23 protein-coding genes are annotated in these 25,586 nt (G+C 36.6%); 8 read left to right on the top strand and 15 right to left on the bottom strand.

Annotated elements, in window-relative coordinates; all coding sequences use genetic code 11:
- Positions 1-20: 20 nt before the first annotated feature.
- The 3 genes from IEX65_RS11855 to IEX65_RS11845 all read right to left on the bottom strand — a co-directional run bounded on the left by IEX65_RS11855 (position 21) and on the right by IEX65_RS11845 (position 3,287).
- Positions 21-905 (bottom strand): alpha/beta fold hydrolase, encoded by an 885-nt coding sequence (locus IEX65_RS11855; protein WP_229250643.1) that lies wholly within the window; start codon positions 903-905, stop codon positions 21-23.
- Between the two features lie 49 nt (positions 906-954).
- Positions 955-2,058, bottom strand: a complete 1,104-nt coding sequence (gene dprA, locus IEX65_RS11850) for a DNA-processing protein DprA (protein ID WP_188766278.1) — start codon at positions 2,056-2,058, stop codon at positions 955-957.
- A 125-nt stretch (positions 2,059-2,183) separates the two neighbouring features.
- Positions 2,184-3,287 (bottom strand): endonuclease/exonuclease/phosphatase family protein, encoded by a 1,104-nt coding sequence (locus IEX65_RS11845; protein ID WP_188766277.1) that lies wholly within the window; start codon positions 3,285-3,287, stop codon positions 2,184-2,186.
- Positions 3,288-3,437: 150 nt separating this feature from the next.
- Here IEX65_RS11845 and IEX65_RS11840 point away from each other — a divergent pair, with 150 nt between their 5' ends.
- From IEX65_RS11840 to infB, 4 genes are all read left to right on the top strand, one after another.
- Entirely contained in the window at positions 3,438-3,893 is a 456-nt protein-coding gene (locus tag IEX65_RS11840; RefSeq protein WP_188766276.1) for a hypothetical protein, read from the top strand.
- 232 nt (positions 3,894-4,125) lie between these two features.
- Positions 4,126-4,599 (top strand): ribosome maturation factor RimP, encoded by a 474-nt coding sequence (gene rimP / locus IEX65_RS11835; protein ID WP_188766275.1) that lies wholly within the window; start codon positions 4,126-4,128, stop codon positions 4,597-4,599.
- Positions 4,600-4,726: 127 nt separating this feature from the next.
- Positions 4,727-5,971, top strand: a complete 1,245-nt coding sequence (gene nusA, locus IEX65_RS11830) for a transcription termination factor NusA (RefSeq protein WP_188766274.1) — start codon at positions 4,727-4,729, stop codon at positions 5,969-5,971.
- Positions 5,972-6,168: 197 nt separating this feature from the next.
- A complete protein-coding gene (gene infB, locus IEX65_RS11825) occupies positions 6,169-9,240 on the top strand; it encodes a translation initiation factor IF-2 (protein ID WP_188766273.1) in 3,072 nt (1,023 codons plus the stop codon).
- 68 nt (positions 9,241-9,308) lie between these two features.
- Here the strand turns inward: infB and IEX65_RS11820 are convergent, their stop codons facing one another.
- From IEX65_RS11820 to IEX65_RS11805, 4 genes are all read right to left on the bottom strand, one after another.
- Positions 9,309-10,016 carry a hypothetical protein gene (locus IEX65_RS11820; protein WP_188766272.1) on the bottom strand — a complete coding sequence of 236 codons (708 nt, stop codon included), beginning with the start codon at positions 10,014-10,016 and terminating at the stop codon, positions 9,309-9,311.
- Between the two features lie 99 nt (positions 10,017-10,115).
- Positions 10,116-10,946, bottom strand: a complete 831-nt coding sequence (locus IEX65_RS11815; RefSeq protein ID WP_188766271.1) for a mechanosensitive ion channel family protein — start codon at positions 10,944-10,946, stop codon at positions 10,116-10,118.
- Between the two features lie 59 nt (positions 10,947-11,005).
- Positions 11,006-11,314 carry an HPF/RaiA family ribosome-associated protein gene (locus tag IEX65_RS11810; protein WP_188766270.1) on the bottom strand — a complete coding sequence of 103 codons (309 nt, stop codon included), beginning with the start codon at positions 11,312-11,314 and terminating at the stop codon, positions 11,006-11,008.
- Entirely contained in the window at positions 11,311-12,696 is a 1,386-nt protein-coding gene (locus IEX65_RS11805; RefSeq protein WP_188766269.1) for an HAD-IB family phosphatase, read from the bottom strand. Before IEX65_RS11805 ends, IEX65_RS11810 begins: the two co-directional genes overlap by 4 nt.
- A 314-nt stretch (positions 12,697-13,010) precedes the next feature.
- On the opposite strand from IEX65_RS11805, the gene IEX65_RS11800 reads away from it, so the two are divergent.
- Positions 13,011-13,688, top strand: coding sequence for a response regulator transcription factor (locus IEX65_RS11800; protein WP_188766268.1), 678 nt, complete (start codon positions 13,011-13,013; stop codon positions 13,686-13,688).
- The gene (locus tag IEX65_RS11795; protein ID WP_188766267.1) at positions 13,685-15,049 is read left to right on the top strand and encodes a sensor histidine kinase; all 1,365 of its coding nucleotides are present in this window, start codon (positions 13,685-13,687) and stop codon (positions 15,047-15,049) included. The genes IEX65_RS11800 and IEX65_RS11795 overlap by 4 nt, the downstream gene beginning before the upstream one ends.
- Before the next feature lie 52 nt (positions 15,050-15,101).
- On the opposite strand, the gene rny is transcribed toward IEX65_RS11795, so the two are convergent.
- The 8 genes from rny to IEX65_RS11755 form a co-directional block, all read right to left on the bottom strand.
- On the bottom strand, positions 15,102-16,709 hold the full coding sequence (rny, locus tag IEX65_RS11790) for a ribonuclease Y (protein WP_188766266.1): 1,608 nt from the start codon (positions 16,707-16,709) through the stop codon (positions 15,102-15,104).
- A 273-nt stretch (positions 16,710-16,982) separates the two neighbouring features.
- Entirely contained in the window at positions 16,983-17,279 is a 297-nt protein-coding gene (locus IEX65_RS11785) for a cell division protein ZapA (RefSeq protein ID WP_188766265.1), read from the bottom strand.
- Between the two features lie 128 nt (positions 17,280-17,407).
- Positions 17,408-17,785, bottom strand: coding sequence for a hypothetical protein (locus IEX65_RS11780; RefSeq protein ID WP_188766264.1), 378 nt, complete (start codon positions 17,783-17,785; stop codon positions 17,408-17,410).
- Between the two features lie 16 nt (positions 17,786-17,801).
- Positions 17,802-18,974: a trans-sulfuration enzyme family protein gene (locus IEX65_RS11775; RefSeq protein ID WP_188766263.1), complete on the bottom strand. Its 1,173-nt coding sequence runs from the start codon at positions 18,972-18,974 to the stop codon at positions 17,802-17,804.
- A gap of 56 nt (positions 18,975-19,030) precedes the next feature.
- Positions 19,031-19,600, bottom strand: coding sequence for a 1-acyl-sn-glycerol-3-phosphate acyltransferase (locus IEX65_RS11770; protein WP_188766262.1), 570 nt, complete (start codon positions 19,598-19,600; stop codon positions 19,031-19,033).
- A 128-nt stretch (positions 19,601-19,728) separates the two neighbouring features.
- Positions 19,729-20,880 carry a site-2 protease family protein gene (locus IEX65_RS11765; protein ID WP_188766261.1) on the bottom strand — a complete coding sequence of 384 codons (1,152 nt, stop codon included), beginning with the start codon at positions 20,878-20,880 and terminating at the stop codon, positions 19,729-19,731.
- 34 nt (positions 20,881-20,914) lie between these two features.
- Entirely contained in the window at positions 20,915-21,535 is a 621-nt protein-coding gene (locus IEX65_RS11760) for an HAD family hydrolase (RefSeq protein ID WP_188766260.1), read from the bottom strand.
- A 149-nt stretch (positions 21,536-21,684) separates the two neighbouring features.
- Positions 21,685-23,031, bottom strand: a complete 1,347-nt coding sequence (locus IEX65_RS11755) for a sigma-54-dependent transcriptional regulator (protein ID WP_188766259.1) — start codon at positions 23,029-23,031, stop codon at positions 21,685-21,687.
- Positions 23,032-23,208: 177 nt separating this feature from the next.
- Between IEX65_RS11755 and IEX65_RS11750 the strand changes: the two genes are divergently transcribed.
- Together IEX65_RS11750 and IEX65_RS11745 are read left to right on the top strand one after the other, a co-directional pair.
- Positions 23,209-24,363, top strand: a complete 1,155-nt coding sequence (locus IEX65_RS11750; RefSeq protein WP_188766258.1) for a sugar transferase — start codon at positions 23,209-23,211, stop codon at positions 24,361-24,363.
- Between the two features lie 48 nt (positions 24,364-24,411).
- A complete protein-coding gene (locus IEX65_RS11745; RefSeq protein WP_188766257.1) occupies positions 24,412-25,560 on the top strand; it encodes a glycosyltransferase family 2 protein in 1,149 nt (382 codons plus the stop codon).
- Positions 25,561-25,586 lie beyond the last annotated feature (26 nt).

Below are 25,586 nucleotides of genomic sequence, written 5' to 3'. Positions count from 1 at the left end.
TGAACATCGACTATAGTGAACTACTTAAATATTTCTTTTTTCACCAAATCGGGTCTTGAACTTGAAATCAAGTGGCCAGATTCAGGAATAAATATAAATTTAGCATTTTTTCCGATAAGCATCTTTTTTGCGAACGAAAAATTTGTTGTATCCACAATCCAATCTTTTCCGCCGGCCATCACTGTCACATCTGACTGAATTTTTTTCCAATCATTTTTAAGTATTTTCAACTCTTTTATGTGTGCGTATTTTTCATCAGTAGCAGTGTTCATGCGTTCGGGTAAAAACCAACGCACCAAGAAAATTTTACCAAATTTAGAAAACCACCAAAATTTCTCGGTATCGGGATCGATAGCAGGCGAAAGCAGTACAATTTTTTCGATTTTATCGGGAAACATCGCTGCCAACTTAGCTGCTACAGGAGCTCCGTACGAACGCCCAATAATAATTGCTTTTTTGTTAGAATGATTACTTTTGAGAGCCAAAATAATGCTTCTGGCTTGTTCTTCTAAGCTGTAAACTTTCTTTTTAGGACGTTTTTGAGATTTTCCATAACCTGGGCGGTCAACTGAAATTAAATGAAAATTATGTTGTAGTAAACTATCATCAAGTAAATTGATGTAGCCATCCCACGAACCGGGGGCTCCATGAATAAATAGAACAGGTTGAGCAGTATCAATACCAAACGTTACAAAATGAAGTTTAGTAGAATCATTTTCGATGATATGATAAAGTGGTTTTGAAATTCTATTTGAGTAATGTGCTTTTAATTCTTTTTCGGTAAGAATCCATCTACTAAAGCACGAAACGAAAACTACACTGAGTGTTAGAAATACGAAAATAAATTTTAGACGAGATTTCACTTTGCCGCTAATTGACTGATAATAAACAATGACCACAGTCATATAAACGCAGATTGCTTATAAAACGTTTGGGTGAAAATGAAATTTAACACTACTTTAGTCCAAATTTTTTTCCAGGCATAGCCTTAATAATTCCTTGAAATTCGAGATTAAGTAGGAGTGAAGCCAATCTGTTGAGTGGGATTTGTGTTTGCCAACTTAGTTCGTCAATCTGCATTTCGCCGTGCGTGCGTAGGTGCGAAATCACTTGAGCTTCTTCTTCGGTGAATATACTTAAATCAATATCGTTTTTCTTGAATTTTACATTATCAGGGTTTGAGTCTAAATCCCAGTTAAGGGCTTCAACAAGGTCTTCAATTTTGGTGTAAATATTCGCTTTATTTTGTTGAATTAATTTATTACATCCTTCCGATGTTTTATTGGCTAATCCACCCGGAACTGCAAAAACTTGTCGATGGTAATTATTTGCAAATTCAGCTGTGACCATTGCCCCACCTTTAGCCGCTGATTCTGTCACAATAGAAGCATCACTTAGTCCGGCAATGATTCTATTGCGTGCTAAAAACATATTTCTGATAGGTTGCTTTCCAAACGAATGTTCTGAAATAATACCACCGTTGGCTATAATTTGGTCGATATATTTTTCATGTTGTGCTGGATATATAACATCAATTCCAGATGCCATCACTGCAATCGTAGGTAAACCAAAATCAATAGCCGCTTTATGTGCAGTAATATCAATTCCGTAAGCCAATCCACTCACAATCAATGGATTGTATGATTTTGATTGCTCAACAATGTTTTCGGTTACTTTTTTACCATAATCAGTTGCTTGGCGAGTACCGACTATTCCTATTGAGCGAAAATGCTCTAATGCGGCACTTCCTTTATAGTAAAGTACAGCAGGAGCATCATAAAGTGGCTTCAAGCGAGATGGATAATTTTTATCAGTAGAAAAGAAAAGTTGAACGTTTTCAGATTCAGCTTCTTTGAGCGTTTTTTCGGCATCGTTAAGTAATTCTTTCTTTTTTAAGCCTTCAATAACAGTTTTACCAACCCCTGAAATTTTGAGTAATTTGTCAGTTTTTGCTTTAAAAACGTTTTCAGCCGAGCCACAATAACTAATAAGTTGTCTAAAAAAAACACTTCCTACTCCATCGACATTCGATAAGGCAATCTGATAAATTTTCTCCATGCTTTAAAATAATGAATGATTGATAGAATGATTGAATGATAGAGTAAAGACAATAATTTTAACCTTTCAGAATAAAGGTGGATAGTTTTTAAGGTATGTTCTTATAAATTCACTTATTGTATCATTCAATCATTCAAAATTAAATATTCTCCCCAAATCGGATAGTGGTCAGAATAAGGGGTTTCTGAAAAAGTTTTAAAACGCTTTACCTCAATTTTCTTGTCATCATAAAATAGATTATCGATTCTCAAAAAACCTGGTTGTCTATGATAAGTAAAGCCAAAACCTCGACCAGCGTCTTCAAAACTATTTCTTAAATATTGTCTAATTTTTCCGTAGGCAAAACCATACGGTAACTCGTTTAAATCTCCGCAAACCATCACAGGATAAGGGCTTTCTTCAATCCATTTCTCCAGTTCTTTTACCTGAATCGCTCTATCCTCAAAACCTCCTCTAAGCTGATGATAAATCGTTTTTGCTTCTTTTTTTGCTAATTCTTTGTCTTCTTTGGCTTCAATTACTTTCTGCACACGTACACCCATTGAGCGTAATTGTACGTTTATGACTCGAATCGTATCTCGTTTTATCACAATATCAGCCGATAGCAAGCCATTATGATTTATCGACCAGTGTTTTTCTTGTTTTCTTATAATTGGATATTTAGAGAATATAGCCAGTCCTATTTCGCCTTGTCCACGGTCATTTCCAGGGGTTGAATGAACATACGTATAGTATTTATGAGTTCCTCTAAATTTCTTGATTGTTCTAAACTGCGGAAAATCGTCCCAGTTGTATAATTCCTGTAAACATTTAATATCAGCATCTATATCGACTGCCTTTTTTACAAGATTAATCGCATTGGTTGTATCATGCTCATGCACGTACGTAACAGCATCGCACCACATCATATTATAGCTCATTACACTAAATCCTTTGCGGGTATCACGGCTATCAATGTTATGCCATGTAATTGTACGTAATATAAAGGGAATACCGATAAGTAATAAAACCAAAGAGAAAAATGCACGTGGAGATAATCTTATTGCCCAAATAAGCATAAAAATGCCGTTGGCCAATAAAACAAAAGGCATCGACATCATTAAGAATCCCGCCAACCAATGTTTTACGCTTACCGAATAGCTCAACTGATATACCAATAAAGTATAAATTGCAAGCAATATATTCAGGAAGAACAAAAAACGTTTAATTATTTCTCTAATTAACTGCATTGTTGGGTTGGGGCAATTTCTATGCCTAAAATTACTACCTAAACTCGACTTTCTGAAACATATGCACTAAAAAAGCAGATAAACTGAAATTTAAGTTCGTTTGAAAGCATAAAATAAACGAGATTTGTGACTTCAACATTTAATCTGTTTATGAAAAACAAAGTCTTCGAATGGATAAAAAGATATTTACCTGCCGAAATAATTTCAATTATTCTGACACTTGCTTCTTCTGTTTTTACCTATAAACTCACAAAGAGTAATCTCACAACTGCTTTGGTAGGTACTTGGATTGGTAATATTGGTTATTTCGGAACAATTCTTTTAACTGATATTTTCCAAACAAATCGTGCATTAGCGTACAAAAATAAGCCATATACTTTAAAAATCTTTGGTCAGAATATTCGAGCATTATTTGTAGAGTTTGGAGTTGCTGAGTTTTTCGATAGTTTGTTCGTAAGACCAACCCTGATGTATTATTTACCTGTTTGGCTAAATGATGTTTCTTTGGGAGTAATTTTAGCAAAATTTGCCGCTGATATTACATTTTATGTACCTGCTATTGTTGCTTATGAGCTATCAAAGAAAAAACTTCGCCGTTTTGAATAAAACTTTATAAAGATACAACGTTATTATCTGCTAAAATTTGTAAAATATTTAAAAATTGTCTATATTTGCGTTAGAATTGTGAAAAAGGAGGAGCGAAGCCCTCCTTTTTTTCTTGTAAACTTGTTTCATAATTAACAATAAGTAGTAATATTATACGGTTTTTCGGCCGATTTGCCTACTGATTAAAAAAAACAGTTTACCAGTAACCGACATAATTGCCAGTAACCAAAATATGAATACCAATACCGAAGTAAAACAGAAAATAGAGCAACTTTTAGAGCCTTTACTCGAAAATGATAAATTTTTTATTGTTGATATAAAAGTATCGTTATCGAAAGTACACAGTAAAGTTACGATTCTGCTTGACTCCGATGAAGGTATCAAAATTGATGAATGTACAGCTATTAGCCGTCAATTAGGTACTGATATTGACGAAATGATGCCCGAAAAATATACGCTTGAAGTATCGTCTCCAGGAGTAGATTTTCCGCTGAAATCAGAGAGGATGTACCGTAAGAATATTGGACGCAGCCTGAAGGTTATCCAAAATGATGGAACCGAAATAAAAGGAGTATTGGAAACCGTAGAAGCCGAGCAAATCACAGTTATTGAAGACAAAAAGCGTAAGAAAAACGAAGAAATTGTGCCAGTTGCCATTCCGTTCGGAAATATCAAACAGTCAGAAGTAATTATATCATTCAAATAATATTAGTAATTTTAAAAATATTTTGAACAAAAATTAAGAGGTATAATGTGATTTTTGGAGTTTTTACTTAAAAATCATTCTCAATCGCCACGGCGAACCGTCTTAATTCTTAATTGAATACTTAGCTATGCACAGTGGAGAATTAATAGCATCGTTCTCAGAATTTGCTCGTGAGAAAAACATCGACCGCCCGACCATGATTAAGGTTTTGGAAGATGTTTTCAGAACAATGATTCGCAAGAAATTTGGTTCAGACCATAACTTTGACGTTATCATCAATGCCGATAGCGGTGACTTAGAAATGTGGCGTACAAGAGAAATCGTTGACGATAACTCTGAAGACATCTGGGATACTGATAAAATCATGCTCTCAGAGGCACAAAAAATTCAACCTGACTTTGAAATCGGCGAAGAAGTAGCCGATGAGGTTAAGCTCGAAGATTTTGGTCGTCGTGTTGTGCAAACTGCACGTCAGACTTTGATTCAAAAAATCAAAGATTTAGAAAAAGAAATGCTCTACATCAAATACAAAGATTTGGTTGGAGAGCTTATTATCGTTGAAGTATATCAGATTTTAGGTAAAGAATTAGTTTGTCTCGACAGCGAAGGCAACGAATTAGTACTTCCAAAGACTGAGCAAATACCAAAAGATAGACCAAGAAAAGGAACAAGCATTAAAGCGGTGGTTCATAAAGTTGAAATGAACAACGGAACCCCTCGCATTACGCTTTCTCGTACTTCACCAGTATTCCTTGAGCGTCTATTTGAGCAAGAAATACCTGAAATCTTAGATGGTTTGATTTCGGTTCGTAAAATTGTACGTGAGCCAGGCGAAAGAGCCAAAGTTGCCGTAGAGTCTTATGACGACCGCATTGACCCAGTAGGAGCATGTGTAGGTATGAAAGGTTCAAGAATTCATACAATCGTAAGAGAATTAGAAAACGAGAATATCGACGTTATTCAGTGGACTGATAATCTTAACTTGTTGATTTCGAGAGCTTTAAGCCCTGCTAAAATTAGCAATATTCAGGTTGACAACGAACGCAAGCGTGTGGCCGTTTACCTAAAACCAGACCAAGTGTCGTTGGCTATCGGTAAAGGCGGTATGAATATCAAGTTGGCTGGAAAACTCGTTTCGATGGAACTTGACGTATTCCGTGACATCGAAGGCGAAGAAGACGAAGAGGACGTTGATTTGTCAGAATTTGCTGACGAAATCGAAGATTGGGTACTCGACGAATTCCGTAAGATTGGTCTCGACACCGCAAAATCTGTATTGGCTATCTCAAAAGAAGATATTGCTCGCCGTACAGAGTTGGAAGAAGAGACAATCGACGAAGTTTTAGGAATTTTGAGTCGAGAATTTGAATAAATCGAATACAATACTGTGATTTAGAACGAAATAGATAACTATAAATCATATATTCTTGATAATCAAGAATATACCGTTTACATTTGTACTATTGAATTCAAAAGCACAAAAACTGAAGTTCTCCAAGGTTTTTGGACTTGGAAAAAAGAGTAATTAATCTCGCAAGAGATAACAAAAACAGATTTTTAAATCATTTTATGACAGAACAAAAAGAAATGCGACTCAGCCTTGCGGCAAAGAAACTCAACGTTGGTATTGTAACTATCGTTGAAAAACTTGCTGGAAAAGGACATCGTATTGAAAATAATCCAAATGCCAAACTCAACTTTGAGTTATTGAATATTCTTGCTAAAGAATATAATAATAATTCGTTGCTTGAAGATGGAGGTTCGCCAAAACCAGTTGAAGAAGTGAAAGCAAATCCAACTTCTGCTGGTAATTCTGATATTTTATATTTCCGCCAACAAGCAAAAGTAGAGGAGAAAAAAGAACCAGAAACAACCAAACCTGCTGAGCCCGAAGTGATTCGTGCCGAAAGCAAAAGTCAAGGTCTGACAATCTTGGGTAAAATTGATTTGGATAAAAAGCCAACTCCAACACCGCCACCAGCACCAGTTCCGACTCCAGTTGTAGAGCCTGTGAAAGAAGCAGTAGTTGAGCCAGTAAAACCTCAGGTTGAAGAAAAACCAGTTGAGGTGAAGGTTGAGCAACCAAAACCAGAGCCTGTAGTTGAGCCAAAACCAGTAGTGGTAGAAGCTCCGAAACCAGTTGTGCCGCAAGAGCCAGCTAAACCACAGGTAGCAGCTCCAGTTGTTGAGCCACCAAAAGTTGAGGTTGTTACCAAACCAGAACCACCAAAGCAAGAACAAAAACCTCAGCAACAGAATCGTCAAGAATTCCCACCACGCCAACAACAAGGCGGAGGACAAAGACAACCAACTGAGCGTCTTGACCCACGTCAGCCATACAGAGCAGACCAACGTCCGCCTCACAAGGCCGAGCCAAAACCTGCTCCAGTAGTACCAGTTAAGAGCATTCCAGAAGAAATTGATATTGAAGAGATAATCGAACCAGAATTGATTCAAGCAAGAGGTGAAAAACTTCAAGGCTTGAAAGTTTTGGGTAGAATTGAGCTTCCAGTTGAGAAAAAATCAACTGTTGCAGAAGACAGAGACAAACGTAAACGTAAACGCAAACGTGTAAAACGTGGCGAGAAAGTTACGGGTGCAGATGCTGTTGTTACGCCAAAACCAAAAGTTCCAGTAGCAACGGGTACTACTACCAATACCAATAATAATGCGGCTGCCAAAAAAGGCGACCCTAAGAAAAAGAAAGAACGCAAAGAAGAGGTTTCTCAGGTTGAAGTAAAAGAGCAAATCAAACAAACGATGGCTCGTATGCAAACCAAAGGGCCTGACTTCGGAGCAAAATATAGAAAAGATAAACGTAGGTCACGTGCCGACCAAGAAGAACAACGTGCTTTACAAGAGCAAGAAGAAAGCAATATCTTGAAAGTAACCGAGTTTATCTCGGCTGCTGAATTGGCTTCTTTGATGGATGTTTCTGTAACCGATGTAATTTCGGCGGCAATGAAGATGGGTATGTTTGTATCTATCAACCAACGCCTTGATGCGGAAGCAATTCAAATGCTTGCTCTTGACTTTGACTATGATGTACAATTTATCACTGCTGAAGAAGAAGTGAAAGTTGATACGATTGAAAAAGAAGATGCTGAGGAAGATTTATTGCCGAGAGCTCCAATCGTTACAATCATGGGGCACGTTGACCACGGTAAAACATCATTACTCGATTATATCCGTCGCACAAAAGTTGCATCGGGTGAAGCGGGTGGTATCACACAGCACATTGGTGCTTATGATGTTGAAATCAACGAAGGTCCAAACAAAGGAAAGAAAATCGCATTCCTCGATACTCCTGGTCACGAAGCCTTTACGGCCATGCGTGCAAGGGGGGCTAAAATCACCGACGTTGTAATCGTTGTGGTAGCAGCCGATGATAGTGTGATGCCTCAAACACGTGAGGCTATCAACCACGCTAAAAATGCAGGTGTTCCGATAGTATTTGCAATTAATAAAATTGATAAGCCAGGGGCTAACCCGGAAAAAATACGTGAAGATTTATCGAAAGAAAATATCTTAGTTGAAAGTTGGGGTGGTAAATACCAAGAACAAGAGGTTTCGGCCAAAAAAGGTATTGGTATCAATGAACTCCTCGATAAAGTATTGCTCGAAGCCGAATTACTCGAATTAAAAGCAAATCCTGACCGTACTTCAGTAGGTACAGTAGTTGAAGCATCTCTCGATAAAGGTCGTGGATACGTAACAACAGTTCTCGTACAGAACGGTACATTGAAAGTTGGAGATGTTATCTTAGCTGGTCAATACTTCGGGCGTGTGAAAGCAATGGTGAATGCAACAGGTGCAAGAATTAAAGCTGCTGGTCCATCAACTCCAGTGCAAGTTCTCGGTTTACCGGGAGCTCCACAAGCAGGCGATAGATTCAACGTAATGGATTCGGAGCGTGAAGCACGTGACATCGCTAACAAACGTGAGCAAATCAATCGTGAGCAAAGTATTCGTGCTAAAAAACACATTACACTCGAAGAGATTGGACGCCGTAAAGCAATCGGAAACTTCCACCAATTAAATGTTATTGTAAAAGGTGACGTGGATGGTTCGGTAGAAGCACTCTCTGACTCATTATTGAAACTTTCGACTGAAGAGGTTCAAGTAGCGATTATTCACAAAGGTGTTGGTCAAATTTCAGAATCAGACGTGTTGTTGGCTTCAACCGCCGATGCAATCGTAATTGGTTTCCAAGTAAGACCATCGAATAATGCCCGTAGAATTGCTGACCAAGAAGAAATCGAAATCAGATTATATTCTATCATCTACGATGCAATCAATGAGATTCGTGATGCGATGGAAGGCTTGTTAGCCCCTAAAGTTGAAGAGTCAATCGTTGGTACAATCGAAGTTCGTGAAGTATTCAAAATCAGTAAAGTTGGTACGATTGCCGGTTGTTATGTAACTGATGGTTCGATTAAACGTAACAATAAAGTAAGATTGGTACGTGAAGGTATCGTATTACACGAAGGTGAGATTCAACAATTGAAACGTTTCAAAGATGATGTAAACGAAGTGAAATATGGTTTTGAATGTGGTTTGAGCTTGAAGGGCTTCAATGACATCGAAATTGGCGATACACTTGAAAGCTTTGAAGTAAAAGAAGTAAAACGTAAGCTATAGTATGGCTTTAGAAATAATAAAAATGCCTCTCAGTTTTGGGAGGCATTTTTTGTTAGTTTAGTTGGTAACTAACGACTTATATGCTGAACCAAAGTCCGTTTGGCAACAGGTAAGAGCGTTTCTTCCAATGGAAAAGTTAGGTCAGTTTCAATCGAATAGACCGCCGGATTTGGTAAGTGTTTTTGTTGCTTAATCAGATTTATCTTTATATTTTCATAGCTATTAACAAAGTTTCGCTCCCATTCTGAAATAAATGTGGAACTCAAAGAGCGATATTTTTCGCTATGACGCTCGAAAAGGGTGAGTTTATAAGAATATACCCTTGTGCTTCGTTTTCCATTGCTCAAAAAGAAATACCCTTCATCAAGTTTGAGAGGTATAATTCCTACTGGGGTAATGGCAAGTTTACTTTCTACAAAATCATAAATTTCGCTGCCTACCGAAATCGCATTTTCGAATCGCTGACTGGCATAATGAATAATCTCTTCAATTTCTTGCATGAGATTATTGTCGGCAATCATTTCTTCGTAAATCAACTCTAAACTTTCAATTTGAATTCCCGAAAGACGCTTGGGGAAATGGTCTTTTAGGTAATTTTTGTTGGTCTTGAAAGAAACTAAGTTGTTGTAATGAAAGAACAAGTCAGATAGCTGCGGATAAATTTTATTGTTATCAAAATACAGCTTAACTTTTTGTAGATAAGCTAAGAGTGTGTATTTCTTAGCTTCAAAATCAATCGTACCATCTACCATCCAAGTTTCAGATAATTTATCCATAGTATTTTTGAAATTGTTGATGATTCAAATTTAATAGAGAATCTGAAATCTCAAAGAGTTTTGCATAAAAAAATCATAGTGGATTTGAATCAGCATATTTTACATGTCTTTTTGATGTTCATTTTCTGCAACTGCTTTTTGTGCAAATGGTATTTTGGTTTTGTGCTTGTTGAAATGCTCAAAAATGCTAAAACGTATATCACTACTGATGTTTTCTACCCTGAATAAATCTTGGGTCCAGAAAAAAACAGAAAAAGTCATAGTAGATTCGCCAAACTCAGTAAATCTTACAAAAGGCTTTGGGTTTGGAAGAACCGAGGGATTTTTATCGATTAAATTAAGCACAATATCTTTTACTTGTCGAATATTAGGTTGATATTCAATCGTTGCTTGCACTTCAAATCTGGAGGTATCACTTAGGTGAGTCCAATTTTGAATTTGACTCGATGTAAGCATTGAATTGGGAAGAATAATATATTTATCGTCACGGGTGATGGCAGTAGTGGTGCGAAGTTTTATTTCCTTGATTTGACAAACCAAATCATTTACAACAATCACATCGCCAACTTTTATTGAAGCATCAATCAAAAGAATAATTCCCGATACAAAGTCTTTGAAAAGTGTTTGTAAACCAATGCCCAAACCAACCAAAAGAGCTGCCGAACCCGCCAAAATTACCGAAATGTCAAGTCCAACTATTTGTAAGCCATTGGCTACTGCAAAGCCGATGATGATATATTTGAAAAGGCTATAAAGTGAATATTTCTTTCCTTCCTCAATTTTTTTGGTGCGATAAATAGTTCGTTTTATTAGGTAAAGTGAGATTACAGTGAAAATTATCAACAGAAAAATGCCCAAGATTGATGAAACACGAAAATCGAACGCACCTATTTTGATGATAGAATAATTTAATACTTCTTGAAAGTTCATATTGTTTGTAGATTTGATTTGTTAGTATGGAGTGTACGTGGATTTTATGTTTTACAAGTTCAAATTTTGTAGGTATCAAAAAAATGAACCTGCTTACGTTTAAGTTTTCGTTCCATTGAAGCAATCGCCCTCACAATACTTTCTTCAAATGAAAGACTATGTTTTTTTATGAATTTATTTTCGGCAGGAAGCGTCACTATAATTTCACACCATTGATTACTTAGGTCATGTTTTGCTCCTGTTCGTAGTACAACTTTCACTCCTATGATATTTGATTGGTGAGCCGTTAATTGATTGATTTTGTCTCTTACAAAATTTGTGAGACGTTCACTTGCTGTAAATTGAGGTGTTTGGATGTTGATATTCATGCGTTTTTTTTAAATAAGTAGTTGATAACTTCCTGAAAATCAGGTCTTTTGATGACGTAGTCGGCCACTCGGTCGAGTCTTTTATCAGTTGAGCAAAATGATATTCCAACACTTGCTTTATTGGTTAGGCAGATGTCGTTTTCGCCATCTCCAATCATCATTGTATCAGTGAGAGAGATGTCATAATGCTCACAAATGTGAGCCAGTGCATGACTTTTACAATAATCATGTTTGCAAATGCTGTGTTGATGAGGAAGAAAAAACGAAGGGATTTTTACTTCGCCAGTTGCATGGCTTCTCGAAAATTCAAGTTCGTTGGCAAGGCTGAAATCAACGCCAAGTTTATTTTTCAAATGATTGGTGATACAATCATAGCTATCAGAAATAATTCCAACGATATAGCCGCTTTGCTTGAGATTTTCTACTAATGTCAAGGCATTTGGTGTAATTTTTATTGAGTCAGCCACATCGAGGAGCTCTTTAAGCGATTTTCCTCGTAGGAGTTTTGCAATTTGTTTGGTGCGAAGTATTGGATTTGTTTGTGTTCGACCTATTTCTTGGAGTTGCTCAGTAAAATCGAATGCAATGGCGGCTGTTCGGATAAAACTTCCTCTCGTAATTGTGTTATCCATATCCAAAATAGCAATTTTCTTCAATTTTCTGAGATTTTCGCTAAGAGCAAAATCCATTTGTTCGCGTATAACTTGAATATGTTCGTAGGTTTTAAGGTCTTGAAACCCCATATTTTTTGATTTTTTCAGAATAACCGAAGCTACCTGACGAGACATTTGCCCCAAAGCTTCTACGCTTTGCATTCGGTTTTCGATATGCCCGATATTTACTTCTTCAATTCTGACTTTCATTTGGAACATATCAAGTAAAATACCAATATCAACACCATAGCCTTCTTCAAAATCAATCTTTGAGAAGTGTTCTTTTTTTCCAGCAATCATACCGCTCAATGGTTGTTTGAATACTGGGAATTCTGGGTAAAGAATTGATAATAAGGGTTTTGCGACGAGTTCGGTTACTCTGCCGGCTTGTCGAGTAAAATATGATTTGACAAAATCAGCTTTATTTTCTACTATCGGAAGGGTCAGCAAATCAATAATATTCTCTGTATATGTTGTAATATCGGCATCCAAAAAAGCGATGATTTCATTTTTTGCAACCATCACACCATCTTTCATCGAAGTGCCTTTGCCAAGTTTGGTGCTGGTAATTACTTTGCAGCCATGTTTTTTTACAATTTCTATGGTTCGGTCTTCTGATTTGTCATCAACCACAATTATTTCGGTAACATTTGCCGATTTTTTTGTAGTTTCTATTACAAAGCCAATTGTTTTCTCTTCATTTAGAGCGGGAATAATGACAGTTATCATGATTTTGGATATTTTTTGAGTGATAGAATCAGTGAAACTTCTTCTGCGAGAGCAACAATGCTGGTTTTGAATTCTGATTAAGAAAAGAATGCCCCAACAATGTGTTGGGGTTCTCAGCATAATGAAAAGTCAAATGAACTTATTCACCGTATAAATACTAAATTAAAACTCTGACTAAATCTTTGTCGATTTGCTGAGAACAAAGGTCATTCTCAATACTTAGAGACTTCTTAGATAAAAGTTAGAAATTTATTAGATGTTTTTTTTATGAAAAAATGCTATTTACATTTGATTAAAACTTTTAAGAATACTGAATGAAGATTTTAGTAGTAGAAGATGAGCTAAAAACACTGCAAGCTATTCGGCAAGGGCTTGTAGAAAACTTTTATGAAGTAGATATTGCGTATGATGGCTTGATTGCTAAGCAATTGGCCATGCGAAACTCGTATAACTGTATCATAACCGATATTATTATGCCCGGCTTGAATGGCTGGATGCTCGTGCAAGAACTTCGACAACATGGTATTCAAACCCCCATTTTATTATTATCTGCTCTGGGTGAGAGTGAAGATAAAATTATGGGTTTTGATGCTGGGGCTGACCAATATTTGGTAAAACCATTTCAGTTTGCGGAGCTTTTGGCAAGAGTTCGGTCTTTAACAAAACGAGGAACAGAAACTTTAATAACGAATGATATTTTGAAATTTGCCGACCTTGAAGTAAATCTGGATACCAAGAGGATAAGTCGGGCTGGGAATGACATCGAACTCACTGCACTTGAGTTTCGGTTGCTGGAGTATTTCTTACGAAATCAAGGGCGGGTACTCTCAAAAAATCAGATTGCTGAAAATGTTTGGGATGTAAACTTCGACAAAGGCACTAACTATATTGAGGTATATATCAATTATTTAAGGAAAAAAATTGATAAAAACTTCGATAAAAAATTGATTCATACCGTTTTCGGAATGGGTTATGTACTGAAAGAAGAATGAAATTAAGACAACAAATAACTCTTCGTTTTGTAGTCGTTGTGATGGCTATTCTCAGTATTACTATGCTTTCTGTTTATGTTTTTACTTCTTATTTTCTGAATAAAAACTTCTACCGACGCCTCAATAATAGGGCTGAAACAGTGGTTGGATGGCTAAGTCAGACCATTGAAAGTAGAAAAGATATAGCTTTTTTAGAGAGCCTTTTAAAAAATAGAAAAGACCAGATTACTGCTGAAGAAATCATTGTTTATGATGATAATAATCGGGTTGTGTTTGTATCGAACGCTGCTCAGGTGAAAGAAATTGAACCAAAGATTTTGGCAGAAATAAAACAGAAAGCCAGTATCGAATTCGTAGAAAATGACCTTGTTGGTGTTGGGATTTTGTACGAACGAGCCTTTAAACAATATATCGTGATTGCAATGGCAAAGAATCAGTATGCTGATGAGTTTTTGCAACAAATGCGATGGATGATGTTTGGTCTTTTGACCTTCTCCATCATTTTTGTCGGATTTATTGGGTGGTTTTATGCAAAAAAAACATTGGAACCTATCGAAAGAATCGGTACGGAATTGAATAATATTTTTCCTCAAAACCTCAATAAAAGACTTGAACTTAATCAAAATAAAGATGAAATAAACAATCTTACTCTCACAATTAATCAGTTACTGGATAGAGTAGAGGAGGGGTTAGGCCTGCAAAAAATGTTTATTGGTAATGTTTCGCATGAATTACAAAATCCACTTACACGGATTAGCTCTCAGTTGGAAGTAAGTTTATTGAAAGAACGTACTGCTACTGAATATCAGACCACAATTTTTTCTGCCTTAGAAGACATCACGGATTTAGTAAAACTTACTCAAAATTTGTTGAAGTTATCAAGAATGACCGCCTATAATAATGAACTACTGGCTGAGACAGTTCGACTTGACGAGTTATTATTTGAAGCAAAAAATTTTGTTTTGAACAATAATCCAAATTACAAAATCGAGCTAACTTTTGATGCTTTACCCGAAGAACCCGAGCATCTTTGTATTGTAGGTAATAGCTCATTATTGAAAATCGCTTTCGTAAATTTAGTGCAAAATGCCTGCAAGTTTTCGTCCGACAATCAGGCTTTAATCAACCTATCGGCCACTGATTCTTTTAAAGTGATTCACATCGAAGACAAAGGTATTGGAATCGAACCAAAGGAAATTGAGTATATTTTTCAGCCGTTTTATCGTTCTTCTAAAACTTCCGAGACAAAAGGATATGGCATTGGTTTATCTTTGGTCGATAGAATAATCAAAATGCACAATGGCAAAATAAAGGTAGCTTCCGAACTTGGTATTGGTACCAAATTTTCGGTTATTTTCTAACAAAAAAGGCGATACATTGCTGCATCGCCTTTCAGAAAAAACTTAGTTTATCTTATTTTGCGTACGCCACGCTTCTCATTTCACGAATAACCGTTACTTTGATTTGGCCAGGGTACTGCATTTCCTTTTCGATTCTTTGAGAAATATCAAATGAAAGTTTACTTGCAATTTCATCTGTTACGTTTTCTGAATCAACTATTACACGTAATTCACGACCCGCTTGGATAGCATAGCATTTCTCAACGCCATTATAGCTCAATGCTAAAGCTTCTAAGTCACGTAAGCGTTGTACGTATGATTCCATCATCTCACGTCTTGCACCTGGACGAGAACCCGAAATCGAGTCACAGATTTGAACAATTGGAGAAATCATCGAAGTCATTTCAATCTCATCGTGGTGAGCACCAATCGCATTGATAACCTCTGGGTGTTCTTTGTATTTTTTTGCCAATTCCATACCCAAAAGTGCGTGCGGCAATTCTTGCTCTTCGTGCCATACTTTACCGATGTCATGGAGTAGGCCTGCTCGCTTGGCTAACTTAGCGTTTAAGCCAAGTTCTGAGGCCATTGTGGCACACATTTTAGCTACTTCACGAGAGTGTTGGAGTAGGTTTTGTCCGTAAGAAGAACGGAAACGCATTCTACCAATCATTCTGATTAATTCTGGGTGTAAACCATGTACTCCCAAATCAATTACAGTACGCTCTCCAATTTCATTAATTTCGTTTTCGATGTCCTTCTTGGTTTTGGCCACAACCTCTTCGATACGAGCAGGGTGGATACGGCCATCTTGCACTAAACGGTGTAATGACAAACGTGCTATTTCACGACGAACAGGGTCGAAGCTCGAAATAACGATTGCTTCTGGAGTGTCATCAACGATAACTTCTACGCCAGTTGCGGCTTCTAATGCACGAATATTACGTCCTTCACGGCCAATTACTTTACCTTTAATCTCGTCGCCTTCGATATTGAATACCGAAACGCAGTTTTCAATGGCTTGTTCGGCTGCCGTACGTTGAATCGTTTCGATAATAATCTTTTTCGATTCTTTAGTAGCTGTTAGTTTGGCTTCTTCGATTGTCTGCTTAATAAAGCCAGATGCACGAGTTTCGGCTTCACCTTTGATTGCATCAATTAATTGTTGTTTGGCTTGTTCGGCGGTTAAATTGGCAATTTTTTCCAATTGAGCCACTTGCTGACTAAGCATTACTTCTGCTTCTTCTTTACGCTTATTGGCTAATTCCATTTGCTTTTTGGCAGCTTCGGTTTGCTCATTAAGCTTTGTTTGAAGAGTCTCAAGTTCTTTTTCTCGGCGGATATTCTGTTGTTCTAACTGAGCAGCTTGTTGTTTTGACTGAACAGCTTGTTGTTCCATTTGTTTTACACGTTGCTCGTTTTGTAAGATGATGTTTTTACGTTTGTTAGAATCATCTTCAAACTCACTTTTAAGTTTCAAAAAATGCTCTTTGGCTTCCAACATTTTGTCTTTTTTGATGTTTTCAGCTGTTTGTTGTGCATTTTTTATTACTTCATTGGCTCTAATCTCAGCATCTGCGTCTTTGCTTTGGAATGTTTTTTTGAGCAATGCTCTACCCACAAAAAAGCCAATTGCCAAAGCAAGTAGGTCAGTGAGGAGCATCATTAAAATATTCGACATTTTAGATAGTTTTGTTAAAGAATTTATAAATAATTAGGGAATAATAAGTTCACAGCTTTTAGTTGAAAAAACTTTTCATGAAAACTTAAATAAAAGTTTGCCGAAAAGCTGAATGCCAAAACAATAAATGAACCGATTAGACAGTGTAAACCTGAATAGCTTAGAGGCAAGCTGACAAGTAAAAACAAGAAGATGGATTTGAAAAGCAAATGAAGAATAAATATAATACCAGCAGAAGCTTATCGACTGGTGTTTTTTCATTTTAATTTACTTTCAACCAAGAGAAAGGCGTTGTTCGATATCTTCAAGCCTTGTTTTGAGCGATTGTTGCAAAAGTTTATATTTATCTTGGTTTTTTTGAGATTCAACCATACCCTCGATGGCGATGGTTATTAAAAAATCCCAAGAATCCATTTCTCCGCCACTGTAATTTTTTGTAAACGTGTCAAGGCGTCGATTGACGAGATGAGCAGCTTTTCTGAAATAAGGCTCCATTTCGGGTTGAACTTTTAAAGTGACTACTCGACTCAACACTTTCAACCCAATTTCTATTTTATCAGATTCTGCCATTTGGTAATCAATCTTAATTTGTCAATTTCAAAAAAATGATTTTCTATTTTTTATAAATCAATAGGTTTCGTGTGCTAAAGCATTTATAATCAAACCATTTTTATTACTTATTCTACGACTGCACTTGACTATTCTTCGTTTAACAAAGCAATACACGCATCAATCTCTTGTATCAGTTCAGTGATTGTTTTCTTTATTTCTACTTTGTCTGTTGACTTTTTAGCTTTATTCGCTACAATTTTAACACTTTCTTTTTGAATTTCTTTACTTTTTTCAAGAAATTCTTGTTTTTTTAGTCTCTCATTCAGATTTGCTATCTCTTTCTTGTGGTCAGCGATGCTTTTCTGCAATGTATTTATCTGCGATTTTAATGCCAAGATTTCATCTTGAGCTTCAGCTTTTTCAGAAAATAAATTATTGATGAGCTTATTGAATCGAGAGAACATCATTGCGTTCTCTTCCTTCATGGCTACTTCAATATATTTTTGCTCAATAGTTTTGGTCATTGTTTCAGATGATTGATTAGCTTAAAGATTTTTTAGCAGCTTGCTTAAAATCAGCAATTAAATCTCTGATGTCTTCTAATCCAACCGAACAACGGATAAGCCCTTCGGTAATACCGAGTTTAGCTTTGTCGTCTTTCGATAATTTAGAGTGTGTTGTTGTATTAGGATTGGTGATAATCGTACGAGAATCGCCCAAATTTGATGAATTTGAAGCGATTTTTACGAGTTGCGTAAATTTCTTCACTCGCTCAAAACCACCTTCAAGCTCAAATGTTACCATTGCTCCACCTGCTTTCATTTGCTTCTTGGCCAGTTCGTATTGTGGGTGAGTTGTTAGGTGTGGATATTTTACATTCTTAATACCCTCCATTTTTTCTAACGCTTTAGCCAGTTTAATGGCATTTTCGCAGTGGCGTGCCATGCGGATTTCGAGTGTTTCGAGACTTTTTGATAAAACCCAAGCATTGAACGGCGACATCGACGGCCCTGTATGACGGCAGAAGAAACGAATCGGAGCGATAAGTTCTTTTGTACCTGTGATGATTCCGCCCAAAACACGACCTTGTCCATCCATAAATTTAGTGGCCGAGTGCACGATTAGGTTTGCACCAAAATCGGTTGGTGTATGAATAATTGGCGTTGCGAAACAGTTATCTACGTAATAAATGAGGTTATGTTTTTTTGCTAATCGGCCAATCATTGCCATATCTACTAATTCAAGACCAGGGTTTGATGGAGTTTCAAGATAAACCATCTTGGTATTTGGCTGAATGGCTGCTTCCCAATCGCTTTCTGGAGCAGTTGCATCAAGATATGTATGCGTGATTCCCCACTTCGACAAGATTTGAGTCAGAATTTGGTGAGCAGAACCAAACAAGGCACGAGAAGCTACAACGTGGTCGCCCGATTTTAAGTGAGCTGCAAAACCTGCAAAAACTGCGGCCATGCCAGTTGCAGTGGCAATTCCTTCTTCGCAGTTTTCGAGCATACAAACTTTATCGACAAATTCTTGTACGGATGGATTCGAGAAACGGGTGTAGATATTTCCTTCAAGTGTTTCATCGAAAAGGGCTTTTCCTTGCTCTGCATCTTCAAAACAAAAGCTACTTGTCAGAAACAACGGTGTTGAGTGTTCTCTATACTGTGAGCGTTTTGTCTGTATTCTTATAGCTTTGGTTTGTTTTTCCATGGTTGTTTTCAGTCAAATTTCTTTGGTGTTTGGGTAAGACGTACCATCAGACCTTTTTATTCATCAAATTTACCAGCTTTATAATTTTTTATCCAATCTTTATCTACTCCACCGATGGTTTCAAAGAATGGTACGAAATATTTCTTCATATCGGCTTCAAAGTCACCACTTGTTAGGAATGGTTCTGCAAAAATAACAGATTTACGAGGGTAATCAAAGCCCGACATAATAATTGGCACTTTTGCTTGATGTGCCATGTAATAAAAACCCGTTTTTAGCTTACTTACATTCTTACGAGTACCTTCGGGAGCGATAGCAACTAAGAGTTGTTCGTGACTATTGAAGGTATCGGCTACTTGTTGGACAAAGTTTGTGCTTTTGTGCCGATAGACAGGAGTACCTCCTAAAGCACGGAAAATCCAGCCAAATGGTGGTTTAAATAGTTCGGCTTTGCCGAGATATTTTATATCTAAGTTGATGGTCGGGCGAGTGCAAAGACCGACGAAAAAATCAGCGGTACGGGCGTGGGGGGCAACCACAAAAAGACCTTTTTTTAGGTTTTCAGGTACATTTACTACTTTCCAGCCTAATAAACGAAAGCTTGTTTTAAATATCCAGTTTAGCATAGAATTTTGATTTGCGATTTACGAATGACGATTTACGAATTTTATGCTATACTAAACATTATTCTCGCAATTTATTCGTCATCGCTACGGCGAACCGTTCGTAACTCGAATAATTCGTCATTCACTAATTACGGTAAATTTTGAATGATAATGAAAGGTTTTGGACTAAAGCAAATTACAAAAATTATGAGAGCTAACCAACCTAAAATTTTACGTTCGAGAGTAAGAGGCTTCATATCGTATGTTTTTGGATGATAAACCCCTAAGAATCGGCCAATCATTAAGCCGAAAGCCAAAAATCCTGAATATCCTTCTACGGTAGGGAAAAAATATGAAATTACTAACTGTACTGAAACAACCGACAATGCTATGAGCCAGTTGGTCATTGTGTTATCGGTGATTTTAGAGAAACAAAAATAATTGAAGGCTATGAAGGCCGCAAACTTAGCGATTAACTCAAGGAACATTTCTGTGTCTTGAGTGGTAAATTCGTGAGCATTGAAAAAACCTAAGCCAGCATAAAAAATAAACCCAGTAAAGAGAATGGGAGAAACGATATTAAATGCACGGTCGCCGATTAAGCCATAAAGTATATGCCCTCCGTCGAGTTGCCCGATTGGAAAAAGGTTGAGTGCAGTAAAAAATAGCGACAAATAACCCGCAAAAATAATCGGGTAATTGGTGTAAAGATAAGGATGTGGAAGCTCACCAGTTGCGACATACTGCTCAAAGAAATTGAAGAGCAAACTATCACCAAGTTTGATTGAAATATAATCGGGACTTGTTTCGAGAAATTTACCGTAGTCGTTGCCGTATTGTTTGAAAACAGGGAAAAGTTCAAAAACATAATTTAGGTTTGGCAAATGGGTGAAACCATACCAAAGTACAAATAATGCTGCCACAAAACCCGCCAATGGGCCTGCAATACCAATATCGAAGTATTTTACACGAGATTGTAATCGTTCTTTGATACGGATGAAAGCCCCCAGAGTTCCAAAAGTCGAGGTGATACCACCCAGCCACAGCGGTATATAATAGGGTAATGTTACTTCGGTTCTATGTCTTTTTGCTGTGAAATAATGCCCAAATTCGTGAATTGTAAGTACTCCTAAAAATGGTATTGAATATTTAAAACCTTCTAAAAACTCATGCCAACCAAGGGTATTTTCTCCGAAAAAAAAGGGTCTGCCATAAATCCATTCTGCACCAGTGAGTGTAGTAGCGATAAGCGTAATTATAAATAATGATATTTGTATTAGGAGTGTACGTTGTTGATTCATCGGTTAGGTTTGTTGTAAGCCACAAAGTAACAACTTAAAATATGTTTTTACAATATTCTACGATAGAAGTAGGAGGCTCAACTAAAATTGTTTGCATACCGATTGCCTTAGCCGATTCGATGTTGTGCAAATTATCGTCAAAAAATATTACTTCATTTGGCTGAAGTTTATTTGAACGCAAAACTTCGTAATAGATTTCGGCATCTGGTTTCCACAAACCCATTTCATAGGATAGATATAGTTTATCAAAAAGGTTATCGAGATTTCTGATACCGTGAGCTTTTTTTAGATAATTATTTGATGCCGTAATATGAATATTATTGGTATTACTGAGCAGATAAACAGGGTATTTCTGACGAATATTATGAATTAAATCAATTCTATCTGTCGGAATATCAAGCAAAATGGCATTCCATGCGGTGTCAACTTCGTGGTCGGATAGTGGGAAACCGAGCGTTTGGCGGATTACTTCTCTAAATTCTTCATCAGTAAATTGCCCACTTTCGTATCGTCTGAAAATTTGGTCTTCGGTTATTTTTTTTTCGATGTAAGCAGGTGACTTAGAAGTAAATTTAGCAAATGTCTGATAGATTCTTTGGAACTCGATGTTGATAATGACGTTTCCGAAGTCGAAAATTACGGCTTTGAATTTCATACAGATTAAGAATAGGATTGTTAGTGTTTATGTTTAGTGTCGGATGCTTAAAAGAAACGACTTGTAGAACAGATTATTTTACAGAAACAAAAATAGCAGCCAAAATTGGCTGCTATTGCTTATCAAAATGAAGTATTAAAACCGATGTTTTATAATTCTCCGCTTTTCAACATATTATAAATCGTTGACTTTCCAATATCGAGTTTATCAGCCACGAGTAGTACGTCATCATCATATTTATTCAAGAAATGGCGAATAATTCGGCGAGTATATTCTCTTAAAGTTACTTCTTCAAGCAAAAATGCACCTTCGGGTTTGATAGAATTAAAGGTAATATCTTCTGGAACAATCAAATCATCGGAGGCCATCACACAAGCCAGCTCGATAATGGCTTTTAACTCACGAACATTACCAGGAAATGAATAGCCTAACAGTTTTTGTGATGCTTCATTGCTAAGACTTACTTTTGGTAATCGGTTTTTCTTGCAATAATCGTCAATAAAGAATTTAGAGAGTAAAATAATGTCGTTTCCTCGCTCACGTAGTGGGGGAAGGGCCACATTTAATCCCAGTAAACGATAATATAAATCTTCTCGGAAATTTCCTTTTTGTACTTCTTCGGCAAGATTACGGTGAGTGGCCACAATGATTCGGCAGTCAATTTTTACTACTTGGTTCCCGCCAATTCTTGTTATTTCTTGTTCTTGTAGTACACGCAAAATTTTAGCTTGCATGGTAAGTTCCATTTCCCCGATTTCATCCAAAAACAAAGTCCCACCCGTTGCTTCTTCAAATTTCCCTATTCTCCGATTCATCGCACCTGTAAAAGCACCTTTTTCATGGCCAAACAACTCACTTTCTACCAAATCCTTCGGAATTGCAGCCATATTGACTGCCACAAAAGGTTTTTTGTTTCGTGCTGAGTTGTGGTGAATTGCTTTGGCTACCAGTTCTTTACCAGTACCAGTTTCACCATAAATCGAAACATTGATGTTGCTTTTCGAGGCTTTTTCCATCAAGTTAAAGACTCTTTGCAAAGCTGGACTATTGCCTTTGATAGCTTTATCGAATTCGTATTTTTCACGGACTTCTTCACGAAGTTGAGAGATTTCGGCACGTAATTGCTGTGTTTCTTTGATTTTCAGAATCGAATTCCACAAACGTTCTTTTGTGTTTTCATCTTTTACGATGTAGTCGTATGCTCCGTTTTTGAGTAATTGAACGGCCGTCGCAATATCTTCTTGCCCCGAAATGATGATAACAGGAATATCAGAGTATTCTTTTTGAATTCTCTTCAAAACAGTCTCGCCATCCATATCGGGCAACGAATAATCAAGTGTAATGGCAATCGGGCGTCGATAAAGATTATCAAGCAAACCTTTACCTGTCTCGAATCTTTCAACTGTATAATCAGGGTTAAGGGTCAGATGGTATTCGAGCATTGCACCATAAAAAGCATCATCTTCTACGATGAATATAGTCTGTGTATTATCCATTATTTATGTATCCAATTTTTATCCAATTTCCATATAATATTTCTTATTTCCAAATAATGGAAATTTTAAATTTTATGCCAAAATGTAAATTGTTGATAATGAGCCGTTTATGATATTTTTAAAAGTTGGCAAAAGAATTGAAATATAATAACCATCATAACAAACATAGAAATCACGATGAAAAAACAACTCTTAATAATTGACGATAACGAAATGCTTTTAGGCTTAATGAATCACTGCTATAGCGAAGTATTTGAACTTTTCTTGTGCCAAAGCCTAAGTGAAGCAAAAGTATTACTTAAAGACGGTTTATTTCCAGATGCAATCGTGACAGATTTGAATTTGCCTGATGAAGATGGAAAATCATTTATTACTTATTTGAAAACCAATCCATTATATATTAATACCCCATTAATTGTTTTATCGGGTGAAGAAAAAAGCCAAAGCCGAATTGAGTGCCTTAAACTTGGTGCTGATGATTATGTGATGAAGCCTTTTCACCCAGAAGAATTACAGATTCGTATTGAAAAACAATTAAATTCTGTACCTGCAACGGCGGCTTCAATTAGCCTAAATTTAGAAGGCAATCGCAAAAGTGATTCGGACGGTGGAAGTTTCCTGACTCCAAAATCATCATTCCGCAAACGTGCTTTCGATATTATTGTGGCAGGTTCTGCATTACTCGTTCTTTCTCCAATTTTACTGATAGTTGCTATTTTAATTAAGTTAGACTCAAAAGGCCCCGTATTTTTCTTCTCGAAGAGAATCGGGGCTGGTTACAAAGTTTTTGAATTGTACAAGTTTCGCACAATGCGTACGGGAGCCGAAAAAGAAATCAAGAATATGGCTCATTTGAACATGTACGAAACCGAAAAACAAGAAGAAAATCTTGAAACTGATGGTAATTTGATTGATGACTCGGGCTGGAAAAATGAAGATAAATTATTGGACTCTCAAAATCAAAAATCAGCTTTTTTGAAATTTAAAAATGACCCAAGAATCACAAAGTTGGGGGCTTTTTTGAGAAACACAAGTATTGATGAAATTCCACAATTAATCAATATCATCAAAGGCGATATGTCGTTGGTAGGGAATCGCCCACTACCATTATATGAAGCTGAGAAATTGACAAAAGATGAATCGGTAGCAAGATTTTTAGCTCCTGCTGGTCTGACGGGTCTTTGGCAAGTAACAAAAAGAGGAAAAGGTGAATTATCAGCCAAAGAACGCCAAGAGTTAGACAATACATACGCATATCGCCACGATTGGAAATTTGATTTGACTCTCATCGCCAAGACAGTTCCTGCTTTGTTCCAATCTGAAAAAATGTGATTTTTTCAGCAACCTATTTCAAAGAACTTTTCTTAATAATTTACTCCAATGACAGCATTAATCATATATCTCACATTTGCAGTTGCTTACGTACTCTTTTTTGCAATTGCTTCAAAGTTTCAGCGTAACAAAGCTGTAGCCCAAAATCAGATTTCAGATGTAAATTTTTTATTCATGATTCCAGCTTATAAAGAAGATGCTGTGATTATCGAAACTGCAAAAAATGTACTTTCTCAAACTGATTTCGGAATGACCGATGAGGTAGTGGTGATTGCTGACCAATTGAAAAAAGAGACTATCAAAGAATTAGAGACTTTGAAAGTAACTGTAATTGAAGTTTTCTTTGAGAAAAGCACAAAAGCAAAATCTATCAACCGAGCAATGAAGGCTTTAGGTTTGTGGGGAAAGAAACACGATGCGGTTGTATTGCTCGATGCTGATAATCACTTAGTTGAGGGTTTTATTACGAAAACTAAAGCTTCGTTTGCTGCTGGCAACAAAATTATTCAGACACACCGTATTGCCAAAAATCTTGATACTCCGATGGCTAAGTTAGATGCCATTAGTGAAGAAATCAATAATTCGGTTTTCCGTTTGGGACATTATAATGTTGGCCTTTCGGCTGCTTTGATTGGTTCAGGTTTGGTAATGGACTACGAAATGTTTAGAGTTTATCTCAATAAAATTGATGTAGTAAGCGGCTTTGATAAGCAATTGGAGTTGGATATTATGAATGATAAACGCAAAATTGAGTATATGCAAGATGCCTATGTTTTGGACGAAAAGGTGAAGAATACACAAGTATTTGAAACGCAACGTACACGTTGGATTGCTGCACAATGGAATTTTGCGAAACAAAATTTTGCAAAAGCGTGGTTAGAATTGGTAAAAAACGGAAACGTAGATTTCTTCAATAAAGTAATCCAATTTGTGTTGCCTCCAAGATTGATTTTACTCGGAATGCTCGCTTTGATGTTGATAATCAGTGTTTTATTCAATTTCTATTTCACCGAAATACTCTTACTAAATATTGCTCTTTGGATAGGTTTTTTGTTGGCAACACCGATTTACTTATTGAAAAAAATCAATTTTTCGATTTTTATGGAATTGCCCAAAGCATTATTGAGTATGACAAAGGCGATTTTTAAAATCGGCAAAGCCAAACAAACTTTTTTGCATACACCTCACGGGGTTTAATCATTTAACATTTTGACAGGTTGAAA

The sequence above is a fragment of the Emticicia aquatilis genome (assembly GCF_014644295.1).
Classification (GTDB): Bacteria; Bacteroidota; Bacteroidia; order Cytophagales; family Spirosomataceae; genus Emticicia; species Emticicia aquatilis.
This window is presented reverse-complemented; position numbering and strand designations above follow the sequence as displayed.

Coding starts and splice junctions, on each gene's coding strand:
- IEX65_RS11855 (WP_229250643.1), bottom strand. CDS start 905: ATGACTGTGGTCATTGTTTATTATCAGTCAATTAGCGGCAAAGTGAAA.
- dprA (WP_188766278.1), bottom strand. CDS start 2,058: ATGGAGAAAATTTATCAGATTGCCTTATCGAATGTCGATGGAGTAGGA.
- IEX65_RS11845 (WP_188766277.1), bottom strand. CDS start 3,287: ATGCAGTTAATTAGAGAAATAATTAAACGTTTTTTGTTCTTCCTGAAT.
- IEX65_RS11840 (WP_188766276.1), top strand. CDS start 3,438: ATGAAAAACAAAGTCTTCGAATGGATAAAAAGATATTTACCTGCCGAA.
- rimP (WP_188766275.1), top strand. CDS start 4,126: ATGAATACCAATACCGAAGTAAAACAGAAAATAGAGCAACTTTTAGAG.
- nusA (WP_188766274.1), top strand. CDS start 4,727: ATGCACAGTGGAGAATTAATAGCATCGTTCTCAGAATTTGCTCGTGAG.
- infB (WP_188766273.1), top strand. CDS start 6,169: ATGACAGAACAAAAAGAAATGCGACTCAGCCTTGCGGCAAAGAAACTC.
- IEX65_RS11820 (WP_188766272.1), bottom strand. CDS start 10,016: ATGGATAAATTATCTGAAACTTGGATGGTAGATGGTACGATTGATTTT.
- IEX65_RS11815 (WP_188766271.1), bottom strand. CDS start 10,946: ATGAACTTTCAAGAAGTATTAAATTATTCTATCATCAAAATAGGTGCG.
- IEX65_RS11810 (WP_188766270.1), bottom strand. CDS start 11,314: ATGAATATCAACATCCAAACACCTCAATTTACAGCAAGTGAACGTCTC.
- IEX65_RS11805 (WP_188766269.1), bottom strand. CDS start 12,696: ATGATAACTGTCATTATTCCCGCTCTAAATGAAGAGAAAACAATTGGC.
- IEX65_RS11800 (WP_188766268.1), top strand. CDS start 13,011: ATGAAGATTTTAGTAGTAGAAGATGAGCTAAAAACACTGCAAGCTATT.
- IEX65_RS11795 (WP_188766267.1), top strand. CDS start 13,685: ATGAAATTAAGACAACAAATAACTCTTCGTTTTGTAGTCGTTGTGATG.
- rny (WP_188766266.1), bottom strand. CDS start 16,709: ATGTCGAATATTTTAATGATGCTCCTCACTGACCTACTTGCTTTGGCA.
- IEX65_RS11785 (WP_188766265.1), bottom strand. CDS start 17,279: ATGGCAGAATCTGATAAAATAGAAATTGGGTTGAAAGTGTTGAGTCGA.
- IEX65_RS11780 (WP_188766264.1), bottom strand. CDS start 17,785: ATGACCAAAACTATTGAGCAAAAATATATTGAAGTAGCCATGAAGGAA.
- IEX65_RS11775 (WP_188766263.1), bottom strand. CDS start 18,974: ATGGAAAAACAAACCAAAGCTATAAGAATACAGACAAAACGCTCACAG.
- IEX65_RS11770 (WP_188766262.1), bottom strand. CDS start 19,600: ATGCTAAACTGGATATTTAAAACAAGCTTTCGTTTATTAGGCTGGAAA.
- IEX65_RS11765 (WP_188766261.1), bottom strand. CDS start 20,880: ATGAATCAACAACGTACACTCCTAATACAAATATCATTATTTATAATT.
- IEX65_RS11760 (WP_188766260.1), bottom strand. CDS start 21,535: ATGAAATTCAAAGCCGTAATTTTCGACTTCGGAAACGTCATTATCAAC.
- IEX65_RS11755 (WP_188766259.1), bottom strand. CDS start 23,031: ATGGATAATACACAGACTATATTCATCGTAGAAGATGATGCTTTTTAT.
- IEX65_RS11750 (WP_188766258.1), top strand. CDS start 23,209: ATGAAAAAACAACTCTTAATAATTGACGATAACGAAATGCTTTTAGGC.
- IEX65_RS11745 (WP_188766257.1), top strand. CDS start 24,412: ATGACAGCATTAATCATATATCTCACATTTGCAGTTGCTTACGTACTC.